General features: G+C 61.2%; 8 protein-coding genes. 3 read left to right on the plus strand and 5 right to left on the minus strand.

Going from position 1 to position 12,048, the window contains the following annotated elements; genetic code table 11:
- Positions 1-70 precede the first annotated feature (70 nt).
- Positions 71-565, minus strand: a complete 495-nt coding sequence (locus EPZ47_RS10525) for a DUF934 domain-containing protein (protein WP_123413203.1) — start codon at positions 563-565, stop codon at positions 71-73.
- On the minus strand, positions 549-2,207 hold the full coding sequence (locus EPZ47_RS10530) for a nitrite/sulfite reductase (protein WP_135844705.1): 1,659 nt from the start codon (positions 2,205-2,207) through the stop codon (positions 549-551). Before EPZ47_RS10530 ends, EPZ47_RS10525 begins: the two co-directional genes overlap by 17 nt.
- A 504-nt stretch (positions 2,208-2,711) precedes the next feature.
- Here EPZ47_RS10530 and EPZ47_RS10535 point away from each other — a divergent pair.
- Positions 2,712-3,851 carry an ABC transporter substrate-binding protein gene (locus EPZ47_RS10535; protein ID WP_135844706.1) on the plus strand — a complete coding sequence of 380 codons (1,140 nt, stop codon included), beginning with the start codon at positions 2,712-2,714 and terminating at the stop codon, positions 3,849-3,851.
- Between the two features lie 54 nt (positions 3,852-3,905).
- Here EPZ47_RS10535 and EPZ47_RS10540 read toward each other — a convergent pair whose 3' ends face one another.
- Positions 3,906-4,124 carry a DUF2970 domain-containing protein gene (locus EPZ47_RS10540; RefSeq protein WP_135844707.1) on the minus strand — a complete coding sequence of 73 codons (219 nt, stop codon included), beginning with the start codon at positions 4,122-4,124 and terminating at the stop codon, positions 3,906-3,908.
- A gap of 54 nt (positions 4,125-4,178) precedes the next feature.
- Positions 4,179-7,889, minus strand: coding sequence for a methionine synthase (metH, locus tag EPZ47_RS10545; RefSeq protein ID WP_135844708.1), 3,711 nt, complete (start codon positions 7,887-7,889; stop codon positions 4,179-4,181).
- A 156-nt stretch (positions 7,890-8,045) separates the two neighbouring features.
- Between metH and EPZ47_RS10550 the strand changes: the two genes are divergently transcribed.
- Positions 8,046-10,337 (plus strand): fatty acid cis/trans isomerase, encoded by a 2,292-nt coding sequence (locus tag EPZ47_RS10550; RefSeq protein WP_135844709.1) that lies wholly within the window; start codon positions 8,046-8,048, stop codon positions 10,335-10,337.
- Positions 10,338-10,452: 115 nt separating this feature from the next.
- Positions 10,453-11,037: a Fe-S biogenesis protein NfuA gene (nfuA, locus tag EPZ47_RS10555; protein WP_135844710.1), complete on the plus strand. Its 585-nt coding sequence runs from the start codon at positions 10,453-10,455 to the stop codon at positions 11,035-11,037.
- A 200-nt stretch (positions 11,038-11,237) separates the two neighbouring features.
- Here the strand turns inward: nfuA and cobM are convergent, their stop codons facing one another.
- Positions 11,238-11,984, minus strand: a complete 747-nt coding sequence (cobM, locus tag EPZ47_RS10565; protein ID WP_135844712.1) for a precorrin-4 C(11)-methyltransferase — start codon at positions 11,982-11,984, stop codon at positions 11,238-11,240.
- Positions 11,985-12,048: the final 64 nt, after the last annotated feature.

Raw genomic sequence — 12,048 nt, forward strand, 5'->3', positions numbered from 1 at the left:
ATAATTCATGCCCCAATAAAAAAGCCCTGAACCGGAACACCCGGATCAGGGCTTTTTCATGTCTCAGGTTTCAGCGACGACGAAACAGCGGCAGCGGCTCGTCGGTGGCAGCCTGGTAGGTCACCGAGAAGTCCTTGAGGCTTTCGAGGGCTTCATAGGGGTCTTTGTCGGCACGCAAGGCAAAGGCGTCGAAACCGCAGCGACGCATGTAGAACAGCTGGTCGCGCAGCACATCGCCAATCGCCCGCAACTCACCCTTGAAACCATAGCGATCACGCAACAGGCGGGCGTTGGAGTAGCTGCGCCCGTCGGTGAAGGCCGGGAAGTTCAGGGCGATGACCTGTAGCTGATTGGCGTCATCACCAATTTCTTCCGCTTCCTCGTCGGCGTCCAGCCACACACCCAGGCCGCCGTCGCGGGCCTTGAGGGCGTGAGCATGGTCGCGCCACAGGGCCAGGGGCACGATCAGGTCGTCGCAGTTGGAGATGCCATCGAAGGACGCATCCTTGGGCAACAGGTGCCAGGTTTCGTCGATGACCTCGTTGTTCTTAATGATTCGCTGCATAGACGCGTTCCTTGAAGAGGTCGATGCCAATACGTTGGTAAGTGTCGATGAAGCGCTCGTCTTCGGTACGTTGTTCGATGTACACGTCGATCAGCTTCTCGATCACGTCAGGCATGTCGTCCTGGGCAAAGGACGGGCCGAGGATCTTGCCCAGGCTGGCGTCGCGGCTACCGCTGCCGCCCAGGGAGACCTGGTAGAACTCTTCGCCTTTCTTGTCCACGCCCAGGATGCCGATGTGGCCAACGTGGTGGTGACCACAGGCGTTCATGCAACCGGAAATGTTCAGGTCCAGCTCGCCGATGTCGAACAGGTAGTCCAGGTCGTCAAAGCGACGCTGGATCGATTCGGCAATAGGGATCGACTTGGCGTTGGCCAGGGAGCAGAAGTCACCGCCGGGGCAGCAGATCATGTCGGTCAGCAGGCCGATGTTCGGCGTGGCGAAACCTTGCTCGCGCAATTCGCCCCACAGGGTGAACAACTGGCTCTGTTCAACGTCCGCCAGGATGATGTTCTGCTCGTGGGATGTGCGCAGTTGACCGAAGCTGTAGCGCTCGGCCAGGTCGGCCACGGCATCCAGTTGCTTGTCGGTGATGTCGCCCGGTGCAACGCCGGTCGGTTTCAGCGACAGGGTCACCGCGACATAGCCTGGCTTCTTGTGGGCCAGGGTGTTGCGGGTGCGCCAGCGGGCGAAGCCTGGATGCTCTTTGTCGAGCGCTGCCAGTTCGGCGTCCTGATTGCTCAGGGCCTTGTAGGCGGGGTCGACGAAGTGCTTGGCCACGCGATGGACTTCGGCTTCGGTCAGGGTGGTCTGGCCGCCGCGCAGGTGAGCCATTTCGGCCTCGACCTTCTCGGCGAACACTTCAGGCGTAAGGGCCTTGACCAGGATCTTGATCCGCGCCTTGTACTTGTTGTCGCGACGGCCATAGCGGTTGTACACCCGCAGGATGGCGTCGAGGTAACTCAGCAGGTCCGGCCAAGGCAAGAACTCGTTGATGAACGCGCCGACCACCGGCGTACGGCCGAGGCCGCCGCCCACCAGCACACGGAAGCCCAACTCGCCGGCGGCGTTGTAGACCGTCTCCAGGCCGATGTCGTGGACTTCGATGGCGGCACGGTCCGAGGTCGAGCCATTGATGGCGATCTTGAACTTGCGCGGCAGGTAGGCGAATTCCGGGTGGAAAGTGGTCCACTGACGGACGATCTCGCACCATGGTCGCGGGTCGATCAGCTCATCGGCGGCGACACCGGCAAATTGATCGGTGGTGACGTTACGCAGGCAGTTGCCGCTGGTCTGGATCGCGTGCATCTGCACGGTGGCCAGTTCAGCCAGGATCTCAGGCACATCTTCCAGGGCCGGCCAGTTGTACTGGACGTTCTGCCGGGTACTGATGTGGGCGTAGCCCTTGTCATAGTCGCGGGCAATCTGGGCCAGCTTGCGCACCTGGCGCGAGGTCAGTTGGCCATAAGGCACGGCGACGCGCAGCATCGGGGCGAAGCGCTGGATATACAGGCCATTCTGCAAGCGCAGAGGGCGGAATTCTTCTTCGCTCAGCTCGCCTGCCAGATAGCGTCGGGTCTGATCACGGAACTGCTTGACGCGGTCCTCGATGATCCGCTGATCGTACTCGTCATATACGTACATATAAGTCTCGTTCTCAGGCTTGGGCCGACTCAGAAACAGCTGCGTGTTGGCTCGCTGAAATCGGGTTCTGCCTCGGCAATTCTGCGCGCACGGCCGCGCACTCCTAGAGGAGCCGGTGCAAGATACCTGTTTTGGGTTATGCGCAAAAGTGATGTTTGAGTATATGTAAAGAACCAAATCGACTAATGAGATTGATTATTGCCTAATCCACATTTGTCGTGCGGGCAATCATCGTCTTAACTGTGGTCGAGTCCCGATGCAATCACCTATAAAACCGACAAGAGGCGATGCAATGAGCAATCCGACCAAAGCAAGGAAAAGCGACAGTTCTGTTGATGCCTGGGCCATTTTGTTCCTGATTATCCTGGTGGTGGGCACCGCAGTGTTCTGGGTCAGTCATCAATAAGCTCGAGCCGTTGCAGGCCGCATGAAGGTCTTGAGTTCATGTGCCCGTTCGCCACCTGGGTCGTTATACTAGGTGGCGTATTATTCGGGGCGGGCGGGATGTCGAAGTTTATTTGCAGGCTACTGGCGTGGTTATGCCTGTCATTCTGGGCGCAGGTCCAAGCCGCCAATACGGTTTCCTCCTCGACCGAGGCTTCGCTGGCGAGATCGACTGCTCCTTCGGTAGTGTTCCTCAATCCGGGGTATTCCACGGAGCCTTTCTGGGTCAGCTATACCGAATTCATGCAAGCGGCGGCAAGCGGGCTGGGCCTGCGGCTGCGCGTGGAATATGCCGAGCGCGATCCTCTGGCCATGATCCGCATGGCGCGCGAGGCGGTTACGGCGACTGACCGTCCGGACTATCTGGTGTTGGTCAATGAGCAGTATGTCGCCCCGCGAATCCTGCAATTGGCCCAAGGCAGTGGGGTCAAGCTGTTCCTGGTGAACAACACGTTGACCAGCGATCAAAGCCGCCTGCTGACTGAGAATGGTGCCCCGCCTTCCGAGCTGCTCGGTAGCCTGGTGCCCAACGATGAACGCAGCGGCTACCTGATGCTCAAGGAGCTGTTGCGCCAACACGGGCCGCTGGCGCCTGGGCAGACCCTCGACTTGCTGGCATTTTCCGGGAAAAAACTCACCCCTTCGGCGCAACTGCGCGAGAAAGGGCTGCTCCGGGCGCTGGCCGAGCACCCGCAGGTGCGTCTGCGCCAGTTGGTCTATGGCGAGTGGAACCGTGAACGGGCTTATGAGCAGGCGAGCCAGTTGGTCAAACGCTATCCGCAGACCGCGCTGGTCTGGTCCGCCAACGATGAAATGGCCCTGGGCGCCATGCAAGCGTTCGAGGAGGCGGGGCGCCAGCCGGGAAAGGATGTGTTGTTCAGTGCGATGAACAGCTCCAGGCCGGCGCTTCAAGCACGTATCGATGGGCGCTTGAGCGTTCTGTTCACCGGGCATTTCAGCCTGGGGGGCTGGGCCATGGTCATGCTGCATGATCACGCTCTGGGCGTCGACCTCGCGCGCCATGGCGGCTACGACCAGCAGCTCGACCTGATGCAGTCCCTCGACCAGGCCCGGGCCCGTGCCTGGTTGAAGATGAATCCCGCCAAGGACTATCGCCTGGACTTCAAGCGCTTCAGCCTGGTGTCCCACCCGGATGGCGAGCGCTATGCCTTCTCGCTCGATGGTCTGGGGCGTCGCTAGCCTCAGTCCGGATTGCAGGCAAGCTGTCCATAATGATCTGTGGATACTGAGTGTTCACACACCCGCAAAGTACAACACCAAATTAACGATCCCATACAACGTCAACCCGAAAATCACCGTAAACAGGATGCCGAGGATCACGAAGTGACTCGGCTTTCCATGGGTAAAGTCCCGGGCGCGGTTTTTCCCGCTTTGCACGCCAAAGGCCGCCGCCCCCACGCTATGCAGCATTTGCCAGAGGGTTGGCGCCTTGTTTTCAGTTGGTTCGTCCATGATGCTCTCCATACACAAGGTCGTGTGTGGAGAGCATAGCCAATCTCTGCGAACTTAGCTGTCGTAACCCAGGTTCGGCGACAGCCAGCGCTCGGTCACGCTCAGGTCCTGGCCCTTGCGGGCGGTGTAGCTCTGGACCTGGTCCTTGTCGATCTTGCCCACGGCGAAATACTGCGCCTGGGGGTGGGCGAAGTACCAGCCGCTGACCGCTGCCGCCGGGAACATGGCGTAGTGTTCGGTGAGGAACACGCCGCTGCGTCCGGCCTTCAGTTCGCTGGCCTCGGGGTCGAGCAGGCGGAACAGGGTGGCTTTCTCGGTGTGATCCGGGCAGGCCGGGTAGCCGGGAGCAGGGCGGATGCCGGTGTATTGCTCCTTGATCAGGGCGTCGTTGTCCAGGCTCTCGTCCTGGGCGTAGCCCCAATGTTCCTTGCGCACCTGCTGGTGCAGCCATTCGGCGCAGGCCTCGGCCAGACGATCGGCCAGAGCCTTGACCATGATCGAGTTGTAATCGTCGCCAGCGTCCTGGTAGGCCTTGGCAACTTCTTCGGCGCCGATGCCGGCGGTGGTGATGAAACCGCCGACGTAGTCGGTCACGCCGCTGTCTTTGGGGGCAACGAAGTCGGCCAGGGAGAAGTTCGGCTTGCCGTCGGTCTTGATGATCTGCTGGCGCAGGTGATGCAGGCGCGCCAGCGGCTTGCCGTCGTTGCCGTAGACTTCCAGGTCGTCGTCATGCACCTGGTTGGCCGGCCAGAAGCCAAACACGGCGCGAGCGCTGATGAGTTTCTCGTCGATCAGCTTGCGCAACATCGCCCGGGCATCGGCGTAGAGCGCGGTCGCGGCTTCGCCGACCACTTCGTCGGTGAGGATGCGCGGGAACTTGCCGGCCAGGTCCCAGGAAATGAAGAACGGGGTCCAGTCGATGTATTCGGCCAGGACGTTGAGGTCGATGTTGTCCAACACCTTGGCACCGGTGAAGGTCGGCTTGACTGGCTGGTAGCTGCTCCAGTCGAACTGCGGCTTCTTGGCCACGGCGGCGGGGTAGCTCAGGCGCTCGGTGCGGGCACTGCGGTTGGCGGTGCGCTCGCGCACGTCCACGTATTCCAGGCGGGTCTTCTCGACGAACGCCGGCTTGAGTTCCTTGGACAACAACTGCGTCGCCACGCCCACGGCGCGGGAGGCGTCGGTAACGTAGATCACCGCGTCGTTGCTGTACTTGGGTTCGATCTTCACCGCCGTGTGGGCCTTGGACGTCGTTGCGCCGCCGATCATCAATGGCAGATGGAAATCCTGGCGCTGCATCTCGCGCGCCACATGCACCATCTCATCCAGGGACGGGGTGATCAGGCCGGACAGGCCAATGATGTCGCACTTCTGCTCCTTGGCCACCTGCAGGATCTTCTCCGCCGGCACCATCACGCCCAGGTCGACAATGTCGTAGCCGTTGCAACCGAGCACCACGCCGACGATGTTCTTGCCAATGTCATGGACGTCGCCCTTGACCGTAGCCATGAGGATCTTGCCCTTGGCCTCCGGCTTGTCGCCTTTTTCCGCCTCGATGAACGGAATCAAGTGGGCCACGGCCTGCTTCATCACCCGGGCGGATTTCACCACCTGGGGCAGGAACATTTTGCCGGCGCCGAACAGGTCGCCGACGATGTTCATGCCGGCCATCAGCGGGCCTTCGATGACTTCGATCGGACGGCTGAAGGACTGTCGCGACTCTTCGGTGTCTTCAACGATGTGGGTGGTGATGCCCTTGACCAGCGCATGTTCCAGGCGCTTGTTCACTTCCCAGCCGCGCCACTCCTCGGTTTCCGCTTCCCTGACGCTGCCATCGCCCTTGTACTTGTCGGCGATGGCGAGGAGGGCGTCGGTGCCTTCGGGGGTGCGGTTGAGGATTACGTCCTCCACGGCATCGCGCAGCTCCGCCGGGATCTGGTCGTAGATCTCCAACTGGCCGGCGTTGACGATGCCCATGGTCAGGCCCGCGCGAATCGCATAGAGCAGGAACACCGAGTGAATCGCCTCGCGCACCGGGTTGTTGCCGCGGAACGAGAAGGACACGTTGGACACGCCACCGGAGGTCAGCGCGTAGGGCAGTTCGTCGCGGATGTAGGCGCAGGCGTTGATGAAGTCCACGGCATAGTTGTTGTGCTCTTCTATACCGGTGGCGACGGCGAAGATGTTCGGGTCGAAGATGATGTCTTCCGGTGGGAAGCCGACTTCGTTGACCAGGATGTCGTAGGAGCGCTTGCAGATTTCCTTCTTGCGCGCCTCGGTGTCGGCCTGGCCGGCTTCGTCGAAGGCCATCACCACCACGGCGGCGCCATAGCGCTTGCACAGTTTGGCGTGGTGGATGAACTGCTCGACGCCTTCCTTCATGCTGATGGAGTTGACGATGCCCTTGCCCTGGATGCACTTGAGGCCGGCTTCGATCACTTCCCATTTCGAGGAGTCGATCATGATCGGTACGCGGGAGATGTCCGGTTCGCCGGCGATCAGATTGAGGAAGGTCACCATGGCCTTCTTCGAATCGAGCATGCCCTCGTCCATGTTGATGTCGATCACCTGGGCGCCGGCCTCGACCTGTTGCAGGGCCACTTCCAGGGCTTCGGTGTAGTTGTCCTCGCGGATCAGCCGGGCGAACTTGGCGGAACCGGTGATGTTGGTCCGCTCGCCGACGTTGACGAACAGGGAGCTGCGATCGATGGTGAACGGTTCCAGGCCCGACAGGCGGCAAGCCCGAGGGATATCCGGAATCTGCCGCGGTGCGTAACCGGCCACGGCCTTGGCGATGGCTTCGATATGCGCCGGGGTGGTGCCGCAGCAGCCGCCGACGATGTTCAGGAAACCGCTTTGGGCGAATTCTTCGATGACCTTGGCGGTCTCGACCGGCAACTCGTCGTATTCACCGAATTCGTTGGGCAGGCCGGCGTTCGGGTGCGCTGATACGTGGGTGCTGGCCTTGTTCGACAACTCTTCCAGGTATGGGCGCAGCTCGCTGGCACCGAGGGCGCAGTTCAAGCCCACGGAGATCGGCTTGGCGTGGGCCACGGAGTTCCAGAAGGCTTCGGTGGTCTGGCCGGACAGGGTACGGCCGGATGCATCGGTGATGGTGCCGGAGATCATGATCGGCAGTTCGACGCCCAGCTCTTCATAAACCCCTTGTACGGCGAAAATCGCCGCCTTGGCGTTGAGCGTATCGAAAATGGTTTCGATCAGGATCAGGTCGGCACCGCCTTCGATCAGGCCCTTGGTGGCCTCGGTGTAGTTCTCCACCAGTTCGTCGAAGGTCACGTTGCGGTAGCCGGGGTTGTTGACGTCCGGCGACAGCGAGCAGGTGCGGCTGGTCGGGCCGAGCACGCCGGCGACGAAGCGCGGCTTGTCCGGGGTTTCCAGGGTCTTGGCGTCGGCCACTTTACGGGCCAGGCGCGCGCCTTCCAGATTCAACTCATAGGCAAGCGCCTGCATGCCGTAGTCGGCCTGGGACACCTGGGTGGCGTTGAAGGTGTTGGTTTCCAGGATGTCGGCACCGGCATCCAGGTAGGCTTTTTCGATGGCGCCGATTACGTCAGGGCGGCTCAGCACCAGCAAGTCGTTGTTGCCCTTGACGTCACTCGGCCAGTCGGCGAAACGCTTGCCGCGGTAGTCCTGCTCCTCCAGCTTGTAGCTCTGGATCATCGTGCCCATGCCGCCGTCGAGGATCAGGATGCGCTCCTTGAGGGCTTGCTGGAGAAGATAAAGGCGAGCGCTGCGATCGGACATAGGACTACCTGGAAAAAAAGACCATTACGAAGGCCGGGATGATAGCAAACCTGTGCAGGATTTGATCATGGTGGGCTTTTGCATGAATATCGCTCATGTTTGCAAGGCGATGCTGGCCCGGTAGAATCGCCGGATTATCTCTTAGGGACCCGAGACATGCCGTATCGCGTTTTCTTCGGCAGTCTGTTGCTGCTGTTGTCTTTTACCGCAGTGGCAAAGGATTCCGCTCCAGCGCTTTCCTACACCCGTGACATCCAGCCGATCTTCACGCAAAAGTGCGTGGCTTGCCATGCGTGCTACGACTCCGCCTGCCAGTTGAACCTGGGCAGTGGCGAAGGCGCGGCCCGCGGCGCGACCAAGCTATCGGTATACGACGGCGAGCGCCGCCAGGCCGCCGACCCGACCCGTTTGTTCTATGACGCCTCTGGCCCGCAGGCCTGGCAGCGCAAGGGTTTCTATTCGGTGCTCGACGCCCAGGGCAGCCAGGCCGCGCTAATGGCACGGATGCTGGAACTGGGGCATCGCACGCCGTTGCAGCCTAACGCCAAGCTGCCGGAGGAAATCGTGCTGGGCCTGAACCGTGAGAACAGTTGCGCGATGCCCGGGCAATTCGACGAATACGCCGCCGCGCACCCCAAGGAAGGTATGCCCCTGGCCGTTACCGGCCTGACCGACCAGCAATACCAGACGTTGCAGCGCTGGCTGGCGGCTGGCGCACCCATCGATCAGCAGGCCCTGGCGCCGAGTGCCGCCGAAGCCTTGCAGGTGGTGCAGTGGGAGAATCTGCTTAATGCCCCAGGTGCCCGGGAAAGCCTGGTGGGCCGCTGGTTGTTTGAGCACTGGTTTCTGGCACACATCTATTTCAAGGATGGCGAGTCGGGGCATTTCTTCCAGTGGGTGCGTTCGCGCACGCCCACCGGTCAGCCCATCGACCTGATCAACACCCGTCGCCCGAACGACGACCCTGGCACCCGGGTGTATTACCGGCTCTGGCCGGTGCAAGGGGTGATCGTGCACAAGACCCACATCACCTATGGCTTGAGCGCGGCGAAAATGGCGCGGATCAAGAGTCTGTTCTACAGCGGCAAATGGCAGGTCACGGCATTGCCGGGCTATGGGCCGGAACGCCGGGCCAACCCGTTTTCCACCTTCGAAGCGATCCCCGCCCAGGCCCGCTATCAGTTCATGCTCGATAACGCCGAGTATTTTGTGCGCACGTTCATCCGCGGCCCGGTATGTCGGGGCCAGATCGCCACCGACGTGATCCGCGATAATTTCTGGGCGCTGTTCCAGGCCCCCGAACATGACCTGTACATCACTGACCCGAACTACCGCGGCCAGGCCACGCCGTTGCTGGCGATGCCGGGGCAGAACGACGATGTGGGCAGTGTCCTCAGTCTCTGGCTCGACTACCGGGACAAACGTAACGAATATGAAGCCTTGCGCCGCGACAATTACGCCGAGGTACCCGCGCCGAGCTGGTCGACGCTGTGGGCCGGCAACGACAATGCGTTGCTGAGTATTTTTCGCAACTTCGACAGTGCTTCGGTCACCAAGGGCTTGATCGGCGAAGTGCCGCAGACGATGTGGTTGTTCGACTTTCCGTTGCTGGAGCGCACCTATTACCAGTTGGCGGTGAATTTCGACGTGTTCGGCAACGTCTCCCATCAGGCCCAGACCCGGCTGTACTTCGACTTGATACGCAATGGCGCGGAGCAGAATTTCCTGCGCCTGATGCCGGCTGACTCCCGGGAAGGTTATCTCGACGATTGGTATCAGGCCGGTGGCAAATTCAAGATGTGGCTCGATTACGAGTCCATCGACGATGACAAGCCGACCGCGCTCAAGCTGGACGAACACGACCCCAAGCGCGATTTCGCCCAGCAATTGCTGGCCCGTTATGGCGAACTGAACGCGCGCCCCGATCCAATCAACCGCTGTGAAGGGGCTTACTGTTCACGGCCCAATATCGACCCGACCTTGCAGAACGCCGAACAGGCTCTCAGTCGGCTGGTGTCGCGCCCGGCGGCGGGGCTCAGCGTGATCAATCAGTTGCCCGAAGCGACCATGCTGCGAATCGAAACCGCCAGCGGTCAGCGTGAGGTCTACAGCCTGCTGCGCAACCGGGCCCACAGTAACGTGGCGTTTCTGTTGGGGGAGGAACTGCGCTACCAGCCGGGGCTCGATACGTTGACGGTGTACCCGGGCTTGCTCAGTAGCTACCCGAACTTCATCTTCAACATCCCGGCCGAGCAAGTGCCAGCGTTTGTCGATGCAATGGAGCGTGCCTCGGATGCCCAGGCTTTCGAGCGGATCGTCGAGCGCTGGGGGATTCGTCGCAGCCACCCGCAGTTCTGGGAATACTTCCACGACTTGAGCCAGTACATCCGCGAGACCGAGCCCCTGGAGGCCGGTGTGCTGGACATGAATCGCTACCAGAACCTCTGATCGACATGCCCGGCGGTGAGGAGCCCACCGTCGGTTGCTTTCCCGACAAAAATACTGGGACTTTGTCCGGCGCGATGATTGGCGTAAACTGCCGGCAAGCCTGCGAGGAGTTCCCATGACCGCTATTACGATTACCGACGCCGCCCACGATTACCTGGCTGATCTGCTGTCCAAGCAGAACACCCCGGGTATCGGGATCCGCGTCTTCATCACCCAGCCCGGCACCCAGTACGCTGAGACGTGCATTGCCTACTGCAAGCCGGGGGAAGAAAAACCCGAAGACACCGCGCTGGGGCTCAAGAGCTTCACCGCCTACATCGACTCGTTCAGCGAAGCGTTCCTGGACGATGCAGTGGTCGACTACGCCACCGACCGCATGGGCGGCCAACTGACCATCAAGGCGCCGAACGCCAAGGTGCCGATGGTCAACGCCGACAGCCCGGTCAACGAGCGCATCAATTACTACCTGCAAACCGAAATCAACCCGGGGCTGGCCAGCCACGGCGGCCAGGTTTCGCTGATCGACGTAGTGGAAGACGGCATCGCCGTGCTCCAGTTCGGCGGCGGCTGCCAGGGCTGCGGCCAGGCTGACGTGACCCTTAGGGAAGGCATCGAGCGCACCTTGCTCGAACGCATTCCGGAGCTCAAGGGCGTGCGCGACGTGACCGACCACACGCAGAAAGAAAACGCCTACTACTGATAGGTGTTCGCTGCGGATATAAGAAACGGTGCCCGTGAGCACCGTTTTTTATGGGCGCAGATCCGACCGCCGCCAATCCCTGTGGGAGCGAGCTTGCTCGCGAAGGCGTCGGCACATTCAACATCACCGCTGGCTGATCCACCGCTATCGCGAGCAAGCTCGCTCCCACAGGGGATCCCGGTTGGCTCTCGCTGATTGAGTCAGGGCCTGTAGAGATGCGCATGCCCGGCGCGATACAGCGACGATTCGCTGAACACATCATTACCCAGCACACGCCCCACCAGAATCAGCGCCGTTCGGCGAAAGCCCTTGGCCTGTACCTTGGCGGCGATATCGGCCAGGGTGCCCACGACCCAATCCTGATCCGGCCAGGTGGCCCGGTGAATCACGGCGATCGGGCAATCCGCGCCGTAATGGGGCAGCAGTTCGCTGATGATTTTCTCCAGATGATTGACCCCCAGGTGAATCGCCATGGTCGCCCCGTGCTGTGCCAGGCTGCTCAGTTCCTCACCCGCAGGCATCGCGGTTTTGTCTGCGTAACGGGTGAGAATCACGCTTTGGGACACGTCCGGCAAGGTTAGTTCCGCACCCAGCAGGGCGGCGCAGGCTGAGGTTGCGGTCACGCCCGGAATGATCTCGAACGGGATCTCCAATTCCCGCAGGCAACGAATCTGCTCGCCGATGGCGCCGTACAGGCTTGGGTCGCCGGAGTGTACCCGGGCCACGTCCTGGCCTTTGTGGTGTGCGGTTTTGATCAGCTCGATGATTTGTTCCAGGTGCAGCTCGGCGCTGTTGATCACCTGTTCGGCGTGATGGCCCTCAAGCACGGCCGTCGGCACCAGAGAGCCGGCGTAGATGATCACCGCGCAACTGCGGATCAGCCGCTGGCCTTTGACGGTGATGAGTTCCGGGTCGCCGGGGCCGGCGCCGATGAAGTAAACGGTCATGACCGGCTCCTGTGAAAGATGGGTGAGCGTCGCCCAGATGAAGATCGCTCATGATCCTGAGTGC

It is taken from the genome of Pseudomonas viciae (assembly GCF_004786035.1).
Lineage (GTDB): Bacteria > Pseudomonadota > Gammaproteobacteria > Pseudomonadales > Pseudomonadaceae > Aquipseudomonas > Aquipseudomonas viciae.

Bases quoted from the DNA above. Each gene is read 5' to 3' on its own strand.
- EPZ47_RS10525 (WP_123413203.1), bottom strand. From the start codon at position 565: ATGCAGCGAATCATTAAGAACAACGAGGTCATCGACGAAACCTGGCAC.
- EPZ47_RS10530 (WP_135844705.1), bottom strand. From the start codon at position 2,207: ATGTACGTATATGACGAGTACGATCAGCGGATCATCGAGGACCGCGTC.
- EPZ47_RS10535 (WP_135844706.1), top strand. From the start codon at position 2,712: ATGTCGAAGTTTATTTGCAGGCTACTGGCGTGGTTATGCCTGTCATTC.
- EPZ47_RS10540 (WP_135844707.1), bottom strand. From the start codon at position 4,124: ATGGACGAACCAACTGAAAACAAGGCGCCAACCCTCTGGCAAATGCTG.
- metH (WP_135844708.1), bottom strand. From the start codon at position 7,889: ATGTCCGATCGCAGCGCTCGCCTTTATCTTCTCCAGCAAGCCCTCAAG.
- EPZ47_RS10550 (WP_135844709.1), top strand. From the start codon at position 8,046: ATGCCGTATCGCGTTTTCTTCGGCAGTCTGTTGCTGCTGTTGTCTTTT.
- nfuA (WP_135844710.1), top strand. From the start codon at position 10,453: ATGACCGCTATTACGATTACCGACGCCGCCCACGATTACCTGGCTGAT.
- cobM (WP_135844712.1), bottom strand. From the start codon at position 11,984: ATGACCGTTTACTTCATCGGCGCCGGCCCCGGCGACCCGGAACTCATC.